This is a genomic window from Pseudomonas sp. CCI4.2 (assembly GCF_034350045.1).
Classification (GTDB): Bacteria; Pseudomonadota; Gammaproteobacteria; order Pseudomonadales; family Pseudomonadaceae; genus Aquipseudomonas.
Window position 1 is genome coordinate 658769 of sequence record NZ_CP133781.1, and the last position, 15893, is coordinate 674661.

Consider the following 15893-nt stretch of genomic DNA (forward strand, 5'->3'; position numbering starts at 1 on the left):
CTTTTTTCAGACTCCGAAAAAAGCGCTACTATGCAATACCGCTCATCGCAGCTGCCAGCAGGGTAAACCTTCATGCGCCTTTCCCAGTTCATCGTCCAGAACGTGGACAGCATCGTCGACGAGTGGGAAAAATTCGCGAAAACCATCCAGCCAGCAGCGAGTTCCCTGAGCCGTGAAGGGCTGCGAGACCACGCCAAAGCCATTCTGCTGGCGTCCGCCAGAGACATGAACACCGCGCAAACCCAGGTTGAGCAGTCGGCCAAATCCAAAGGTGAAGGCCCGGAGAAATCCCCAACCCTGGACCAAGCCGCCGCCAGCCACGGTGAGTTAAGACACACCGTGGGTTTCGACTTGGTGCAAATGACCTCCGAGTTCCGCCATTTACGCGCCAGCGTCATTCGGATGTGGGTCAGCAGTTTGAAGTCGCCGGAACTGACATACTTCCACGACATGATCCGTTTCAACGAAGCCATTGACGAAGCCTTGGCTGAGTCCACTGCAGCCTATGCCGAGCAAGTCGGGCGCTCGCGGGATATCTTTCTGGCAATCTTGGGCCATGACCTGCGGGCGCCGTTGCAGGCGGTCAGCATGTCCACCGAATTGTTGATCCGTAAGGTGGGCCTGGACGATGCGGCACTGTCCTACATTGCGCGCATCAAGGGTGGCACGCGGCACATGGGCGCGATGGTCAAGGATTTGCTTGAGTTCGTCCGTAGCCGCCTGGGTGCAAGCCTGCCGATTCAGCGTAAACCCATGGAAATGGCCAGCGCCTGCCGTGAGGCCATCGAAGAAGCCTGTGCCGGGCAGCCCGAGTGCGACCCTACGTTTGAAGTCAGTGGTGACACCCGTGGTAACTGGGATCGCGGACGCATCGATCAGTTACTGCAAAATTTGATTGGCAACGCACTGCAACACGGCTCCAACAGCCATCAGCTGCGGCTGACACTGAGTGCTGATGAGAACAGCGTGACGTTGATGATGCAAAACTTCGGCGAACCGATTGCCGAGGGCGCGATTGGCACCCTCTTCGATCCGCTTGTTCGCAGCACCAGCGAAGAATTGGGGCACCCGTCGACGAGCCTTGGGTTGGGCTTGTTTATCGTCAAGGAAGTGGTCACTGCGCACAACGGTAGCATTACCGTGACCTCGAACCGCGCTGACGGGACGACGTTTACCGTGGTATTGCCCAAACATTAGGCCGCGTAGACACATCACCTGTGGGAGTCGGCTTGCCGACGAAAGCGTCAGCAAGGGCAGCACAGATTCAGCGGTGAATACACTGGCGTCTTCGCAGGCAAGCCTGCTCCCACAGGATCTCGGCTCATCGCAGGATGTCCGGACTATTCAAAATCAATCCAACAAAAAACGCCCCAACCGCTGTTTGAGCATGAAGTTTTCCGCCCGCAAGCGGTCAACTTCACTCAGCAGATCCAGCGCCAACGCCACGCTGTCCCATTCAAGCTCAAGGTCGTGCTGCAACTTGATCGCCTGTCTGGCGACGGCCAAGGCATGGGCGTCGAACAGCCACTCCTCGGGCTGCTGCCCCTGAGGTTCGAGAATGCCGTGCTCGACGATTTCGATCACGAAGGCGGCCGGCATCTCGGTCACCTGACAGAATTCCTTCATATCCAGCTCTACGATCAGGGTGCTGCTCATGATCAATTACTCCATTGGGCTCTCGGATCGAATGCGGCGGTATCGGCCAAGCTCTGCCAAAGTGCCTTGGCGGCTTCGTCGGTGGTTTTCGGCATCACAACCTTCAACTGCGCGTACAAATCGCCGCGCTGACCTTGCTTGTCGAGCAAGCCATTGCCTTTGACGCGCAGGCGTTGGCCGCTCTGGCTGTCGGGGCGAATGGTCAGGTTGATCTTGCCGGTTAGGGTCGGTACCGCGACTTTGGTGCCCAGCGCCGCTTCCCACGGTGCTAATGGCACGGTAATGATCAGGTCATGGCCTTCAACATCAAACATAGGGTGCGGTGCAAAACGGATGATCAGGTACAAATCGCCATTTTCGCCGCCGCCAACCCCCGGTGCGCCCTGCCCTTTGAGACGAATACGCTCACCGTCAGCGACGCCAGCCGGGATTTTCACGTTCAGGGTTTTGGTGACATCTGCCATGCGCTGACCATCAGCGCCATGTTGGGCCACCTTGAAGCTGACTTGTTTGGACTCGTTCGACAGGGTCTCTTCGAGAAAGATCGGTAATTCCATTTCTACATCCTGTCCACGACGACCCGCGCTACGCGGCCGGCCTTGCTGTGCCCGACCACCAAAGATCGAGCTGAAAAAATCTGAAAAGTCGCCGGCGTCTTCGCCATAGCCGCCGCTGGACGCACCGCCACGGTTCTGCCAGCCCGGCGGGCCCTGAAAGGGACGACCCTGCTGGCCATACTTGCGCAGCTCTTCATATTCGGCGCGCTTCTCCGGGCTTTTGAGTACCTCATAAGCCTCGGAAGCTTCCTTGAATTTTTCCTCTGCGCCCTTTTCTTTACTGACGTCAGGGTGATACTTGCGGGCTAATTTGCGGTACGCGACCTTGATCGCTTTGTCGTCCGCAGTCGGTTCCACCCCAAGAATCTTGTAGTAGTCTTTGAAGTCCATGTAACGGTCACCATCCCCAATTATCCAGCGCAGCCTCAAAAGGCCCATGCTCAGCGCGTAGCATGCTCTTTTTCGGATTTAACTGCACCTAACCGACGTTTCACCCTACGCATCTGTGGTGGGCTGACATACACTGCGCGGCCGTTTTTTTGACTGGAACATGAAGCACATGAAAAACGAATCTCCAGCCCGTGCCTGCGGTATTGACTTCGGCACGTCCAATTCCACGGTTGGCTGGCTACGGCCGGGCATGGAATCGCTCATCGCGCTGGAGGACGGCAAAATCACGTTGCCTTCGGTGGTGTTCTTCAATATGGAAGAGCGTCGCCCAGTGTATGGCCGCCTGGCGCTGCACGAGTACCTGGAAGGCTATGAAGGCCGCCTGATGCGCTCGCTGAAGAGTTTGCTCGGCTCCAAGCTGATCAAACACGATACCAGCGTGCTGGGCACGGCGATGCCGTTCAAGGACCTGCTGGGGCTGTTCATCGGACAACTGAAACAACGCGCCGAAACCGCCGCCGACCGCCCTTTCGATGAAGTGGTGCTGGGTCGGCCGGTGCATTTTGTCGATGACGACGCCGCCGCCGATCAGGAAGCCGAAGACACCCTGGTGGAAGTCGCGCACAAGATTGGCTTCAAGGAAGTGTCGTTTCAGTACGAACCGATTGCGGCGGCGTTCGACTATGAGTCGACCATCGAACGCGAAGAGCTGGTGCTGATCGTCGACATCGGCGGCGGTACATCGGACTTTTCCCTGGTGCGTCTGGCGCCGGAGCGACGTTTTGTTGCCGACCGGCATGACGACATTCTCGCCACCGGTGGCGTGCACATTGGCGGGACCGACTTCGACAAGCAGCTCAGCCTTCAGGGCGTGATGCCGCTGTTTGGCTACGGCAGCCGGATGAAGAGTCAGGCGTACATGCCGACCAGCCACCACATGAACCTGGCGACCTGGCACACCATCAACGCTGTGTATTCACAGAAATCGCAAATCGCCTTGGCCAGCATGCGTTACGACATCGTTGATACCGGCGGTATTGATCGTCTGTTTAAGCTGATCGAGCAGCGCGCCGGCCATTGGTTGGCGATGGAAGTTGAAGAAACCAAGATTCATCTGACCCATGAAGAGAGCCGCCATGTGCCACTGGATCGTATTCAACCGGGCTTGAGCGTCGAACTGAGCCGGACGTTGTTTGAGTCGGCCATTGAGGCGCTGCTCACCCGGGTGCGTAACAGCGTGTCGAAGCTGCTGAACGATGCCGGCGTGAGCGTCGATTTGGTGGATACGGTGTTTTTCACCGGGGGCTCAAGCGGGATTCCAGCCCTGCGCAACAGCGTCTCGGCCATGCTGCCCAATGCCCGCCATGTGGAAGGCAACATCTTCGGCAGCATCGGCAGCGGCTTGGCGATTGAAGCCAAAAAGCGTTACGGCTAAGTTGATTCGGTCCCACAGTGACAGACTGGATGTGGATTGCTTGAAGATCCGTGGGACCGAATTTATTCGGGAATGGATTTCACATCCAACTCATCTGCGTCTGATATGACGCCTTCCCGAATGAATTCGGTCCCACAGGGTGACGTGTGTGTGGCCGTGTTAAACCAACCCCGCCTGACGCAATTCGCTCTTCAAATACGCATAGTAGATCGGTCCGGCCACGACGCCGGGCAGGCCGAAGGCTGCTTCGAAGATCAGCATCGCCAGTAACAACTCCCACGACTTAGCGCTGATTTGGCCACCAACAATCCGCGCATTGAGAAAGTACTCAAGCTTGTGAATGACGATCAGATAACCCAACGCCGCGATGGCGACCCAGATCGACAACGACAGGCCGACGATGAAGATCAGCGTGTTGGACATCAAATTGCCCACCACCGGCAATAAGCCCAGCAGGAAGGTCAGGATGATCAAGGTTTTGGTCAACGGCAGGTGAATTCCGCACAGCGGCAGCACGATGGCGATGAAGACCGAGGTGAATGCCGTATTGAGCAGAGCAATCTTGATCTGGGCAAACACGATATTGCGAAACGCTTCGTTGAGCAGGTCCAGACGTTCAAACAGCGCGGCCGACAGCGGCTTGCGTTTATGCCCCACCACTACACGCTGCAACGCAACGATAGCGCCCAACACCATGCCGATCAGCAGCGTGACGAAGGTGTGCGCTGCGCCTTTGCCCAGCAGTTGCAAATCGCCGATGTGCTTGGTCATCCAGGCACCCAGCGAGATACGAAACTCATCAGCGCTGGCGGGCAGGTAACTGTCAATGAACGGCGGCAACTGACCGCGAGCGCGGTCGACCACTGTCATGAACTTGCCCAACGACGCGCCCGGGTTTTCGGCTTCGTGGAGAAAAAAACTGATGGCGCTGGCAAACAGCAACGTCAGCACACTGACCACCAAGGTACCCAGCAGCGCCACGGCTAACCAGCGCGCACGCTCACCGGCAATCAAAAGCTGCAGTTTCGGGGTGAGCATGTTGACCAGTTGAAATACCAGCAACCCGGCCAGCAGACTCGGCAGAAGTTTGAGCGGTATCGCCGCCAGCAACCCTCCACACACGATGATCAAACTGGCCAACAACACGTGACGCGGGGAAAACGTTGGCATGACAGCCTCAAAAACGAACGGCGCGAAAAGGGGGGCAGTCTGCCAGCGTTCCGAGTTGAGGACCAGTGCTCAAAAGGTCGCTGCCGACGATCAACCGATCACTTCTTCAGGCAGGTGCTCATGAACGCTCTGCGCGCATCGCCCTTCAAGGTTTTTGCCTGGGGATCGGCGTTGCAGTCCTTCATCTTCTGTTGCTGCGCGGTGACTGGCTTGGCCGCCGCTGCTGGCGTGGCTTTGAGGCAATTACTCATGAACGTTTTGCGCGCATCACCGGTCAGGGTTTTCGCTTGCGGGTCGGCGTTACACGTGGTCATTTTGTTCTGCTGCGCGGTCTCGGCAAATCCGTGTGCGCACATCATCAAACCCATAACCAACAGAGGAACACGTAGCATTTTCATGGAGTTATCTCCTGATGACCCACGCCGATCAGCGTGGCCTCGCTGAAGTGTAGCCAAGGCCACGAGATATGTTACGGGATGTGATTGGCCTATTTCAGGCCATTTTTGCTTGCCGCCGGTACTGTTCGGGCGAGCAACCGGCCTGGCGCTGAAACATTGAAATAAATGCCGAAGCGCTGCTGTAGCCCATGTCATAGCCGATTTCCTGCACGCTGCGACGGCCCTCCAGCGCCTCAATGGCTTTCAAAAATCGCAAGCGCTGGCGCCAGTCGCCAAAACTCATGCCCAATTCCCGCACACATTGCCGGGCCAGCGTTCGTTCGCTGACATGCACCTGACTGGCCCACTCCACTAAAGGTCGGTTGTCGCCGGGTTCAGCCTGCAACGCTTGAAGCACCGAGACTAAACCGGGGCTTTGCGCATACGGCAGGAAACGCGTTTGCACCGGCGCCACCCGCAGCTGATCCACGATCACCTGCGCCAAACGCTGGTCGGCATCGCTCTCGGGAATTTTCACGTCGCGATCGGCAAAGTCATTGAGGATCGCCTTGAGCACGTCGCTGATCACCAGCGTGCAGGGGGCGTCCGGCATGTGGGCGCTGTGTTCGAGGGCAAGGTAGACCGAGCGGTAGGTGACGGCCTGACGGTTGTAGCAGCTGTGCTCCGCGTGCGACGGAATCCATACCGCGTATTGCGGCGGCGACATAAAGCGCTGACCCGCGATTTCGATCTCCATCACCCCGTGCTTTACAAAGTTGAGCTGCCCCCAAGCATGCCGATGCGGCGCGCTGTGGGTGTCGGCGCCGAACTCGTCGTGTCGTAGGTAAACCGGGCACGGTAGACCGGAAAAATCTGGGATGGTGAGGAGTTTGGTTTTCATACTGTCTGCCGCTCGGTGGAATTTGTCCGAAACGGAGTATAGCCATCGCAACGGACAGGCGGATAATTCAGTCTCACTTCCGAGCGGTGCGCCGATGCAATATCTATTTCCGCTACTGACGATTGTTATCTGGTCAGCCAACAACGTGGTCAACAAACTCACGGTGGGCGTGATATTTCCTGCCGAGATCGGTTTCTATCGCTGGTTGCTGGCGGGTATTTTGTTCACCCCGTTTTTGCTTCGGCCGGTGATCAAGAACTGGGAGGTGATCAAACCCAATTTGAAAAAAATAGCGGTCCTTGGCGTGCTGGGCATGGCGGTTTACCAAAGCCTGGCGTACTTCGCCGCGTCGATGACCACCGCCACCAATATGGGCATCATTTTATCGTTGATGCCGATGATCGCTCTGGGGTTGTCGATTACGACCTTGGGCACTCGGTTAACCACCGGTGCCTTGGTGGGCGCAGTGCTGTCGTTCAGCGGCGTGACGGTGGTGGTTTCGGCCGGGAGCCTGAGCGCCTTGATGGAGCGGGGTCTTAACCTCGGCGACGCGATGATATTGGTCGCCACGTTCGCGTACGCCGTCTACAGCACCCTGTTGAAAAAGTGGCAGATGCACCTACCGCCGCTGCAATTGCTGTATTTGCAGATTTGGGTCGCCGTGGCAGTGTTGTTTCCCATGTTCCTGCTGTCGCCCAAAGCCGGACTGAACTCAAGCAATATTCCGCTGATTTTGTATGCGTGCATCCCGACCTCAATGCTCGCCCCACTGCTGTGGATGCATTCTATTCATCGTCTGGGCCCAAGTCGCACCTCCATGTTTCTCAACCTGATGCCCCTCACGACGGCGCTGATCGCATCGGCCGTGCTGGGCGAGCATCTGGCGTCCTATCACTTGATCGGCGGCGGACTGACGTTGTTCGGTGTGGTGCTAGCGGAACGCTGGACCACACCGTTGGGTGTCGCACAACGGGCGTTATAACCCCGCCGCTTTCAGCCGCTCGGCATGTTCGGTAAACAAGCGCACGGGCTCGGCGCCCGTCCCCACCAGTCCCAACGACTGATTGACGATATCGAAGTGGTCAAGGGGGTAGTCGTCGCCGATGACAGTGCCCAAGTGCGAACTGAAGCGCCCGACCATGCCGTCGCACTGCCCGACTTCCCGGGTAAAGGTACGGGCAAACAGCTGACAGGTGCGATTGGTCCCATCCAACCGATTGCGCCCACGATCAGTGCGCCCCGGTTGCAAGGTGCCGGACCACGAATAATAACGTACGCCATTGACTTCCTCTGGCCCCTGCCCGCCCCATGTTTCCGGCAAGCCTTGGGGATAACGACTGTTGAACAGCGCCACGCCATTAGTGGTCAGCGACTGATGCGATGCGTCGATGTCCACCGGGAATCTGGGGCCGTGGTAGCCGGTTTCCAGCAACGCCATCAACCAAGCCAATAGCCGCAGCACGAGGTTAAGTAGCCGCCCCTTGGCCGTGCCGGCGGGAAAACTTCGCTCCAGGTAATCCGCTAACTCGGAGCCATGATTAGGCCCCGCAACACTGGTGACAGAGGCCACAAGATCAGGGCGCTTAGCGGCGGCATACCGAATGGTCAGGGCACCTTGGCTGTGGCCGATCAAGTTCACCTTGGCCGCACCGGTCTCCAGCAGAATCTTTTCGATCTGCTGCAACAGCTGTTCGCCGCGCACTTCGGTGGAATTGATCGAGGACACCAAGACCGGGAACACCTTTGCGCCGCCGCGACGCAAGGTCGTCACGATGCCGTACCAGTAGGGGTACAGCACCAAACGAACGAACCCCAGCAACCCTGGAACCATGATCAACGGATAGCGCGTAGCAAGTTTTTGCGTCATGGCACGGTCCTTTTGCATGAGGGTGGCGACTCAACCTTAGTCAACAATATCGGCTGATGCCTGAACGCCATCTTTAAATCGAACTCTGGTTACCTTCCGTCGCTCAAAGCTTCATCGGGCCAACCATGGCTCAGTTATCAGGAGCGTTCCTATGTACAAGCAAACCTTGGCAACACTGAGCGTGCTCGCCGTTCTGGCCGGTTGCTCGACCACCACCCAAAACCCGGTGGATTTCGTCACTTATCGCAACGAGCCGCTGGTCAAGCAAGTTGAAAAAGGCATGAACGAACAACAAGTGCTGACGATTGGCGGTGAGCCGTCTTCCCGTCAGCACCGCATGGTCCACCCTGGCAGTTGCAACAACTACGTGCTAAACCACGAAGGCAGCAAACAAACCTACTACGTGGCGTTTGACGGCAATGGCAAGGTCGACACCAAGGGTTTCATGACCTGCGACCAACGCGAAGCGAACGAGCGCGCCATGTAAGACCCGCAGTCAGCGGTGCTCCAAACAAAAAGCCTGAAGCCGCGCGCCTCGGGCTTTTGTGTTTTCTGTAGGCCCTGCGATAAAACTTTCTCGCGCCTCATCACTCACAACTAGGTACCGATCATGCCGGAGCGACCGTTGATCTTAGACGGGCGGCTTATAGAGCGAGACGGAAACCGGATTAGCCCTGGAGATGAATGATGAGCGATGTGCAGCAATTAACGGATGTGAATACCCTGCGCCAACGCGCGCGTCAGAATGTGGAAAACGGTGCCGTGACCGAGGGTTACAGCGCTGACCGCGAAGAAGTGGTCCGTTTACTCAACGCATCCCTGGCCACTGAGTTGGTCTGCGTCCTGCGTTACAAACGTCACTACTACATGGCCACCGGCCTGAAAGCGCACGTGGCCGCCGAAGAGTTTCTGGAACATGCGGGGCAAGAAAACGAACACGCCGACCTACTCGCCGAGCGCATCGTGCAGCTGGGCGGCGAACCGGAATTTAACCCGGACCTGCTGTCGAAAAACTCCCACGCGCAGTACGTTGCTGGCAACACGCTGAAAGAGATGGTCTACGAAGACCTGGTCGCCGAGCGAATCGCCATCGACAGCTACCGCGAAATTATCCAATACATCGGCGAACAAGATCCGACATCACGACGGATCTTCGAAACTATATTGGCGCAAGAAGAAGAACACGCCGATGACATGGCCGATCTTTTGAAAGATATGTAAGTGCTTTAAAAAGCGACGCCCAGTTGGTTTTCGTTGATCGAAGATAACTGGGCGTTTTTTTGTGTTTGGGATAGTGCCTTCGGCCGACTCAGAAAGGTGATTTAAAACTTGGTAATCCGTGAGCTGAGCACCACGTATGGATACTCCGGACGACCCCTTCAGCGGAGCTATCTGCACCCTCTTCAGGGTAGTAAATCAAGTCGGAGCCTCCAGCGTCTGCTGCCAAGCTGTTGAGATGAACGATCAACTGAGCTTGAAAGTCCTCGGACCCCTCACAGTCCTTTATTGCTTGAATCACTTTCGCGAACTGGTATTCGGTGTAATCAGAAAGCTCGTTCTTGAATTCCACCCACACCTCCGAAAAGAATTAAAAGGCCGGTTTGAACCCAGGAAGACGGTTTTCCTCGCGCCATTTTTTACGGTCTCAGTGATACTTGCTGGCGTGCATTCTTCGCCAGACTCCGGGTAGTAAATCAAATCCATGCCGGCGGGGTGCCCGGTCAGTTTTTCAAATTGGAGCAGTAACTCATTTAAACGAGCGTCATTTCTGTCAGCATTGTTCTCTTCGAAAATTGTTTCCACGAACTTCATGAACTGAAACTCGGTGTAATCCGAGAGGCTATTTTTCATCAGAAAGCCGACTTGAGACCTGGTACGCCATTGGCCAGGCACCACGTCTGATTCTCTTGAACGACACCTTCCGGGGACTCATCTGCACCTGGCTGCGGGTAATACAAAAGGTCTGACCCGGCAGGGTGAAGGAGCAATTTTGTTGAAATGGAATAACAACTCGGCATGTCAACTTTCTGTTTCAACATCCTCAATCGCTTTTATCAGCTCTTTAAATTGATATTTGGTGTAATCAGAAATTGCGCCCTTGAGATCCATCACTGCGTCTCCTTATGATTCACTGACGAAGCTCTCCCTGAAATCAAGGTGAGACGCTAATGTTTTGGCGGTGAATAATCTTTAGGACGAATCTGAATCTGTCGTTCGATCAATCATCAAAAGGCCTTATCAAATACCGTATAACTCATTGAATTATCGATATTAAAGTGTAGGAGCGCGCTTGCCCGCGATGCGCCCGGGGCCGCGCTCGACCGGAGCGTTCCCAACAGGTCGACCCGGTTCCAACTGAAAGATAAAGTGGCTGGGTTTACGACTGCTACGCAGCCGCTCGCGGGTAAGCGCGCTCCTACAGTGGCCCTGTGTTTGCTGCGCGACAGCGCGGCATCGAAAACATAGCGGCCCCTCTATTAAAAGCTGTGGGAGTTGGCTTGCCAACGAAAGCGTCAATGCAGGCGGCCCAGGTTTCAGGTCGACATCAGCGGCGTGACTAAGGGCCTCTTCGCAGGCAAGCCTATTCCCCCACAGGATTTGTGGCTGCTTGCTATCAACCGGTCAATAAAACCCCAGAGCCGTGCCGGCCTCGCAGCCTTCGGCAGCGCCTAAAAAACAATGTGCATTTCAAATCGCTTTAACCTACTTCACCGTTTTCGGTGCCTTACCGGCTTTCATCTGTTCCAGCAACGGCGCGCATTGGTTGGGTTCACCGCCGCTGGGTGCAACCAAGGCCAATAGCCCGGCTGCGGGTCCCATTACTGCACCGAGCAGCACCATGCCCGCGCCACGCAGGATCAATGGGCCGGACTGTACGCCCGCGTCGGGTTTGCCGAAGGTGCCGCGTACGTACAGCGGCGAACGCAGGGAGAACACGCGGAAGCCTTTGGATTCTGGGTTGATCTTCAGGTCCAGTTGCTCGCTGCTGAAGTTTGCGGTGCCGTTGATGTAGACGATGGCGTTTTCGGTGTCAAAGACGAACAGTTTGGTGGTCGCCAAGCCGTCCTTGATGCCCATGTCGGCCGCGGCACAGTTGATTTTCACTTCCTTGTCGCCAAACATTTTGCCAACCACGTAGTTGCCAACGTTGAGCCCGGCGATTTCCATCAAGCTGCGGCTAATGGCGCCGTCATTGACCAGCATTTTCAATTCACCATTGGATGTGCCCAGCAGCGCCGACACTGAATTCCCCCGGCCGCTGAGGTCGGCGTCGCCATTCAATTCACCGAAGCTGGTTTTCATCGGCTCAAACGTCGGGAACAACTGCTTGAGCTTGAAGTTGCGGGCCGTGATTTTTGCTCGCCCTTGAAGCGGTGTGGAGCGGCCGTCCAGCCGGATGTCGGCATCGAGTTTGCCGCCGGCCACGCCAAAGCGCAGCGGTTGCAGGTTGAGTTGGCCGTCATCGAGTACGACGTGGGTATACAGGTCGGTAAACGGCAAGCTGGCGCTCTGGACGATTTTCTTGCCGGTAAACTCGACGTCGGCATCCATGACCCGCCAACGATCGGTGTGAAACTCCTCCACCGGCAGCACTTTGCCTGCGGGCTGTTTGCTGTCGCCGCCGCGTTTTTTCTGTGCGGCATTGGAGTCGGCGCCAATCAATGGCGCCAGGTCAGTGAACAATAGCTGCTCGGACACCAGCGCGCCGGTCAGCTTCGGGCGCGGCTGGCTGGCGACGTAGCCAAGATCGCCGTGGATGTCGCTGTTGCCGATCTTGCCGTTGAAGCCTTCATAGCGAAACGACGCCCCAGCGGCATCGTGCAATTTCGCGATCAAGTGGCCATCGGTGGAGTATGCCGGTGAATCCGGCAAGTTAACCCCCGTCAATGGGTACAGATTGCCCAAGCTGCTGCCCGCCAGCTTCAGGCGTAAATCCAGCGCGCCGAGGTTTTCAGGGTCAGTCAGGGTGCCGGCCACCCCAATTCGGGTGTCGGCGATTTGCATGTCGGCCTGGACCGGGAATGGCTGCCCGGCATCTTTAAGCGCCAGCAAGCCACCGACTTTGCCGTTGCCGCTGAGTTTTTGATCGTGGTACTGGCCTTTAACGGTCAGGGCGAACGCGTAGTCCTGCGGCGCGGTGCCTTTGTCCTGGGCTTTCTTCGCTTCACTGGTGCCAACGATGTCGCTAAACGGGATCGGTTTGCCCAATGGGTCGATTACCAAGTCCAGCTGGGTTTTCAGGCTTTGGTCGTTGAGGCTCACCAAGCCTTTGTCGAATTTGATCGCGCCGATGTCCAGTACCCATTTCGACGGTTCGGCGTTGGGGTCGGACGGGGGCAGATCAAACGTCCAGTTGGCGCGGCCATCGGCCAGACGCTCCAGTTTGGCGTTGGGCGCGGTCAGGTCGATTCTGGGGATCACCACTTGATGCACTAACAATGGCAAGGGCGCCAGGCGAAACTCAACTCGTTTAAGGGTGACCATCTGCGGATTCTTCGACCAGTCAGGATTACCCAGGGTCAGGTCTTCGGCGATGAAGTGCGGCCACGGCAACCAACCCCGCCAGCCGTCTTGATCGGGCTCACGCTGCCACAGCACGGCAAGGTTGCCGTTGATCGCAAAGGGCCGATGCAAAGCGGCGGAGACTTTTTCATTGAGTGTGGGTTTGATTCGGTTCCAATCGAACGTGACGATCACAATGGCCAGAATGGCCACTAGCAGCACAAAGATGATGCCCGTCCAGTTAACAATTTTACGGCGACGCGTCATTACATGACTCTCCAGATTTCTTCTACTTCCTGCCAGCGATGGCGCATCTGCCCTAAGCGTAGACGGTTCGACTATTAGAGCTTTTTCCTTCGACTGGAAAAAACGCCGCAGGTTTTGATCAGGATGAAAATAAGCTGAAACGACCCCGTAGTCACCGGGATAGACGCCCTCGACAGGGGCAAATAAATCTTAAAATCCCCAAAGCAGGGCAAAATCAATTCGACACAGGCCGCGCGGGTCAAGGGCTGTGGCGACGAATCAATTTCATCGATTGTTAGAATCATTTTTGCGAACTTTCATATCGACATCCCAAGAGTAAGATGCGCGCCTCAAAGTTTTAATGCCCTACCGTGGAGCACCTCTCATGAAACACCCACTGCTGCTGAGCCTGTCCCTTTCTTTGCTGGCGTCCTCCGCTTTTGCGATGCCAGCCAGCGAACAGGCACTCTCAGCTCAGGCCAAACCAGCCTCGGCAGCCCTGTTTAATACACTGTCTGAAGGCGGTTCTGATCACGCCATCAAACAGAGTGGCCGCATCGCCGACACCGGCCGTTTGATTCAGCAATACCAGCGCGTAGCTGAAGGCGGCGCTGATCGCCTGCTCGAACAGCATCGCCGCGATAGCTGAGTGCTCGACGCTCATTCATAAGCCCGGCTGATTGCCGGGTTTTTGCTATTCAGCGTTTGCTTCGCGCAACTACAGCGCATTTGTTAAAGTGCCGCGCAGTCCCCCCTCAGATGTCACCCACCATGCTGCCCCGTGCCGAACAGAAACAACAAACTCGCCATGCCTTGCTCGACGCCGCCCACAGCTTGATGGCGAGCGGCCGTGGATTTGGCAGCCTGAGCCTGCGTGAAGTCGCGAAAACCGCCGGAATCGTACCGACCGGGTTCTATCGGCACTTCGAAGACATGGACCAACTGGGCTTGGCGCTGGTCTCTGAAGTGGGTCAGACCTTTCGCAAAACCATTCGCCTGGTGCGTCACAACAAATCCGTTGTGGGCGGCATCATCGAAGGCTCGGTGAAAATATTTCTGGAAGTGGTGGGTGCCAACCGTTCGCAGTTCCTGTTTCTGGCCCGCGAACAATATGGCGGCTCGCTGCAAGTGCGCCAAGCGCTGGGTGCCCTTCGTGAAGGCATCAGCGCCGACTTGGCTGCCGACTTGGCGTTGATGCCCAAGTTGCAACATCTGGACGCCGACGATTTATCAGTGATGGCTGACCTTGTGGTCAAGAGTGTGTTCGCCATGCTCCCGGAACTGATCGACCCTCCCGCAGAGACCCTCGCCGATCACCTCACCCCCCGCGCCAAAATTACCCAGCAATTGCGCTTTATCTTTATCGGCGCCAACCACTGGCAAGGGCTTGGCAGCACCGAGTGACCCCAACCGGTGCATCCGCACAATCAACGCACCAATCCGGAACATTCGGTTACTCTGCGTTTAAGCGCCGTCGCCCGCTGTAGGCGCATTCCCATATTGGCAAGCCCCTTGCTCTAACTACTCCATCGAAATCTGGCTGGAAGCATGCTGATGCTGGTGATTCACCGAAGAATAGATTCACGCACCGAATGGGCAGCCGAGCTGCATTTGAACTTCGAGGCGCGCAGCAAAAGCCGCCTTCGTTGCGTCACTGCCGAGGGCGAGGACGTCGGTCTGTTCCTTGAGCGCGCCCAACCACCGTTGCGCGATGGCGAATGCCTGCAAGCGGAGGACGGACGTATCGTTCGTGTTTGCGCGCGACCTGAGCAATTGATGCACGTGACCTGCAGCAATACCCACGAGCTAACCCGCGCGGCCTATCACCTGGGCAACCGACACGTGGCACTGCAAGTGGGCGACGGTTGGTTGCGCTTGCTGGACGATTACGTGCTCAAAGCCATGCTTGATCAACTGGGTGCCACCACCGAAGCCATCGAAGCGCCCTTTCACCCTGAACACGGTGCGTATGGCGGTGGCCATCATCACTCTCGGCCCGGTGAAGAAGATTTCAATTACCCACCGCGCCTGCATCAATTCGGCGTGCGCACGTGAACAACGCGTGGGCGCTGCTGCGCTTGGCCAGCCCGCAGTTGCCGATTGGTGGTTACAGCTACTCGCAAGGTCTGGAAATGGCAGTCGAGAACGCACTGGTCAATGACACCCGCAGCGCCGGACGCTGGATCGGCGATCAACTGCTGCTCAATCTGGCCCGCTTTGAAGCCCCGTTATTGCTCGCGCATTGCACGGCGGCGGCCGAGGACGATTGGGCGCAGTTGCTGCAACTGAGTCAGGAACACCGCGCCAGCCGGGAAACCCGCGAGCTGTTTCAAGAAAGCCGGCAGATGGGCTATTCCCTGCACCAATTGCTCAGCGGGCTACCCGAGTTGGACGCCCCCGCACGAACCTTTTTAGAGCAATTGCCTGAGCCGCATTTCGCTTTGGGCTGGGCCTTGGCTGCCCGTGCGTGGGGGATTAGCCCGCAAGACGCCCTGGCCGCCTGGTTGTGGAGCTGGCTGGAAAACCAATTGGCGGTGTTGATGAAAACCCTGCCGCTGGGCCAGCAAGCCGCGCAACGCCTGACCAGCGAGTTATTGCCGCTATTGCAACAGGCGCAGCAGCACGCGTCGAACATCGACCCGATACATTACGGCAGCGCGGCGTTTGGCTTGTCGCTGGCGAGCATGGGCCATGAACGTCAATACAGCCGCCTGTTTAGGTCCTGATCTTTTTTTATACAGACCCTGCTCAACCATTGGCCGAGAGCCATCACCGCTCACTGGAGAACGTT

At 56.9% G+C, this 15893-nt stretch carries 19 protein-coding genes; 9 read left to right on the top strand and 10 right to left on the bottom strand.

Going from position 1 to position 15893, the window contains the following annotated elements; all coding sequences use genetic code 11:
- Positions 1-72 precede the first annotated feature (72 nt).
- Positions 73-1197 carry a HAMP domain-containing sensor histidine kinase gene (locus tag RHM65_RS02955; RefSeq protein ID WP_322167446.1) on the top strand — a complete coding sequence of 375 codons (1125 nt, stop codon included), beginning with the start codon at positions 73-75 and terminating at the stop codon, positions 1195-1197.
- A 153-nt stretch (positions 1198-1350) separates the two neighbouring features.
- On the opposite strand, the gene RHM65_RS02960 is transcribed toward RHM65_RS02955, so the two are convergent.
- A complete protein-coding gene (locus RHM65_RS02960) occupies positions 1351-1656 on the bottom strand; it encodes a chaperone modulator CbpM (protein ID WP_322167444.1) in 306 nt (101 codons plus the stop codon).
- Positions 1657-1658: 2 nt separating this feature from the next.
- Positions 1659-2603, bottom strand: coding sequence for a curved DNA-binding protein (gene cbpA, locus RHM65_RS02965; protein WP_322167442.1), 945 nt, complete (start codon positions 2601-2603; stop codon positions 1659-1661).
- A 169-nt stretch (positions 2604-2772) separates the two neighbouring features.
- Between cbpA and RHM65_RS02970 the strand changes: the two genes are divergently transcribed.
- A complete protein-coding gene (locus RHM65_RS02970; RefSeq protein WP_322167440.1) occupies positions 2773-4038 on the top strand; it encodes an Hsp70 family protein in 1266 nt (421 codons plus the stop codon).
- A 159-nt stretch (positions 4039-4197) separates the two neighbouring features.
- On the opposite strand, the gene RHM65_RS02975 is transcribed toward RHM65_RS02970, so the two are convergent.
- The 3 genes from RHM65_RS02975 to RHM65_RS02985 form a co-directional block, all read right to left on the bottom strand.
- Positions 4198-5208 carry a hypothetical protein gene (locus RHM65_RS02975; RefSeq protein ID WP_322167438.1) on the bottom strand — a complete coding sequence of 337 codons (1011 nt, stop codon included), beginning with the start codon at positions 5206-5208 and terminating at the stop codon, positions 4198-4200.
- A gap of 98 nt (positions 5209-5306) precedes the next feature.
- Entirely contained in the window at positions 5307-5606 is a 300-nt protein-coding gene (locus tag RHM65_RS02980) for a PsiF family protein (RefSeq protein ID WP_322167436.1), read from the bottom strand.
- 94 nt (positions 5607-5700) lie between these two features.
- On the bottom strand, positions 5701-6486 hold the full coding sequence (locus RHM65_RS02985; protein ID WP_322167434.1) for a helix-turn-helix transcriptional regulator: 786 nt from the start codon (positions 6484-6486) through the stop codon (positions 5701-5703).
- Between the two features lie 94 nt (positions 6487-6580).
- Here RHM65_RS02985 and RHM65_RS02990 point away from each other — a divergent pair, with 94 nt between their 5' ends.
- Positions 6581-7468 (top strand): DMT family transporter, encoded by an 888-nt coding sequence (locus tag RHM65_RS02990; RefSeq protein ID WP_322167432.1) that lies wholly within the window; start codon positions 6581-6583, stop codon positions 7466-7468.
- Here RHM65_RS02990 and RHM65_RS02995 read toward each other — a convergent pair.
- A complete protein-coding gene (locus tag RHM65_RS02995) occupies positions 7463-8353 on the bottom strand; it encodes a triacylglycerol lipase (RefSeq protein WP_322167430.1) in 891 nt (296 codons plus the stop codon). The genes RHM65_RS02990 and RHM65_RS02995 overlap by 6 nt on opposite strands.
- Before the next feature lie 151 nt (positions 8354-8504).
- Here RHM65_RS02995 and osmE point away from each other — a divergent pair, with 151 nt between their 5' ends.
- A complete protein-coding gene (gene osmE, locus RHM65_RS03000) occupies positions 8505-8840 on the top strand; it encodes an osmotically-inducible lipoprotein OsmE (protein WP_322167428.1) in 336 nt (111 codons plus the stop codon).
- A 200-nt stretch (positions 8841-9040) separates the two neighbouring features.
- The gene (locus RHM65_RS03005; RefSeq protein WP_322167426.1) at positions 9041-9574 is read left to right on the top strand and encodes a ferritin-like domain-containing protein; all 534 of its coding nucleotides are present in this window, start codon (positions 9041-9043) and stop codon (positions 9572-9574) included.
- Positions 9575-9662: 88 nt separating this feature from the next.
- Here the strand turns inward: RHM65_RS03005 and RHM65_RS25260 are convergent, their stop codons facing one another.
- The 4 genes from RHM65_RS25260 to RHM65_RS03020 all read right to left on the bottom strand — a co-directional run bounded on the left by RHM65_RS25260 (position 9663) and on the right by RHM65_RS03020 (position 13123).
- Positions 9663-9929 carry a bacteriocin immunity protein gene (locus RHM65_RS25260; RefSeq protein WP_369124690.1) on the bottom strand — a complete coding sequence of 89 codons (267 nt, stop codon included), beginning with the start codon at positions 9927-9929 and terminating at the stop codon, positions 9663-9665.
- Positions 9869-10204: a bacteriocin immunity protein gene (locus RHM65_RS03010; RefSeq protein ID WP_322184229.1), complete on the bottom strand. Its 336-nt coding sequence runs from the start codon at positions 10202-10204 to the stop codon at positions 9869-9871. Before RHM65_RS03010 ends, RHM65_RS25260 begins: the two co-directional genes overlap by 61 nt.
- Entirely contained in the window at positions 10204-10392 is a 189-nt protein-coding gene (locus RHM65_RS03015) for a bacteriocin immunity protein (protein ID WP_322184231.1), read from the bottom strand. The genes RHM65_RS03010 and RHM65_RS03015 overlap by 1 nt, the downstream gene beginning before the upstream one ends.
- 664 nt (positions 10393-11056) lie before the next feature.
- Entirely contained in the window at positions 11057-13123 is a 2067-nt protein-coding gene (locus RHM65_RS03020; RefSeq protein WP_322167423.1) for an AsmA family protein, read from the bottom strand.
- A 364-nt stretch (positions 13124-13487) separates the two neighbouring features.
- Here RHM65_RS03020 and RHM65_RS03025 point away from each other — a divergent pair, with 364 nt between their 5' ends.
- The 4 genes from RHM65_RS03025 (at position 13488) to RHM65_RS03040 (ending at position 15828) form a co-directional block, all read left to right on the top strand.
- Positions 13488-13751 (top strand): hypothetical protein, encoded by a 264-nt coding sequence (locus RHM65_RS03025; RefSeq protein WP_322167421.1) that lies wholly within the window; start codon positions 13488-13490, stop codon positions 13749-13751.
- Between the two features lie 122 nt (positions 13752-13873).
- Positions 13874-14506: a TetR family transcriptional regulator gene (locus tag RHM65_RS03030; RefSeq protein ID WP_322167420.1), complete on the top strand. Its 633-nt coding sequence runs from the start codon at positions 13874-13876 to the stop codon at positions 14504-14506.
- A gap of 150 nt (positions 14507-14656) precedes the next feature.
- A complete protein-coding gene (gene ureE, locus RHM65_RS03035; protein ID WP_322167418.1) occupies positions 14657-15157 on the top strand; it encodes an urease accessory protein UreE in 501 nt (166 codons plus the stop codon).
- Positions 15154-15828: an urease accessory protein UreF gene (locus RHM65_RS03040; protein ID WP_322167417.1), complete on the top strand. Its 675-nt coding sequence runs from the start codon at positions 15154-15156 to the stop codon at positions 15826-15828. The genes ureE and RHM65_RS03040 overlap by 4 nt, the downstream gene beginning before the upstream one ends.
- The last annotated feature ends 65 nt before the right edge of the window (positions 15829-15893 follow it).

Excerpts from the sequence above, each read along its gene's own strand:
- RHM65_RS02955 (WP_322167446.1), top strand. The coding sequence starts at position 73 with ATGCGCCTTTCCCAGTTCATCGTCCAGAACGTGGACAGCATCGTCGAC.
- RHM65_RS02960 (WP_322167444.1), bottom strand. The coding sequence starts at position 1,656 with ATGAGCAGCACCCTGATCGTAGAGCTGGATATGAAGGAATTCTGTCAG.
- cbpA (WP_322167442.1), bottom strand. The coding sequence starts at position 2,603 with ATGGACTTCAAAGACTACTACAAGATTCTTGGGGTGGAACCGACTGCG.
- RHM65_RS02970 (WP_322167440.1), top strand. The coding sequence starts at position 2,773 with ATGAAAAACGAATCTCCAGCCCGTGCCTGCGGTATTGACTTCGGCACG.
- RHM65_RS02975 (WP_322167438.1), bottom strand. The coding sequence starts at position 5,208 with ATGCCAACGTTTTCCCCGCGTCACGTGTTGTTGGCCAGTTTGATCATC.
- RHM65_RS02980 (WP_322167436.1), bottom strand. The coding sequence starts at position 5,606 with ATGAAAATGCTACGTGTTCCTCTGTTGGTTATGGGTTTGATGATGTGC.
- RHM65_RS02985 (WP_322167434.1), bottom strand. The coding sequence starts at position 6,486 with ATGAAAACCAAACTCCTCACCATCCCAGATTTTTCCGGTCTACCGTGC.
- RHM65_RS02990 (WP_322167432.1), top strand. The coding sequence starts at position 6,581 with ATGCAATATCTATTTCCGCTACTGACGATTGTTATCTGGTCAGCCAAC.
- RHM65_RS02995 (WP_322167430.1), bottom strand. The coding sequence starts at position 8,353 with ATGACGCAAAAACTTGCTACGCGCTATCCGTTGATCATGGTTCCAGGG.
- osmE (WP_322167428.1), top strand. The coding sequence starts at position 8,505 with ATGTACAAGCAAACCTTGGCAACACTGAGCGTGCTCGCCGTTCTGGCC.
- RHM65_RS03005 (WP_322167426.1), top strand. The coding sequence starts at position 9,041 with ATGAGCGATGTGCAGCAATTAACGGATGTGAATACCCTGCGCCAACGC.
- RHM65_RS03010 (WP_322184229.1), bottom strand. The coding sequence starts at position 10,204 with ATGAAAAATAGCCTCTCGGATTACACCGAGTTTCAGTTCATGAAGTTC.
- RHM65_RS03015 (WP_322184231.1), bottom strand. The coding sequence starts at position 10,392 with ATGTTGAAACAGAAAGTTGACATGCCGAGTTGTTATTCCATTTCAACA.
- RHM65_RS03020 (WP_322167423.1), bottom strand. The coding sequence starts at position 13,123 with ATGACGCGTCGCCGTAAAATTGTTAACTGGACGGGCATCATCTTTGTG.
- RHM65_RS03025 (WP_322167421.1), top strand. The coding sequence starts at position 13,488 with ATGAAACACCCACTGCTGCTGAGCCTGTCCCTTTCTTTGCTGGCGTCC.
- RHM65_RS03030 (WP_322167420.1), top strand. The coding sequence starts at position 13,874 with ATGCTGCCCCGTGCCGAACAGAAACAACAAACTCGCCATGCCTTGCTC.
- ureE (WP_322167418.1), top strand. The coding sequence starts at position 14,657 with ATGCTGGTGATTCACCGAAGAATAGATTCACGCACCGAATGGGCAGCC.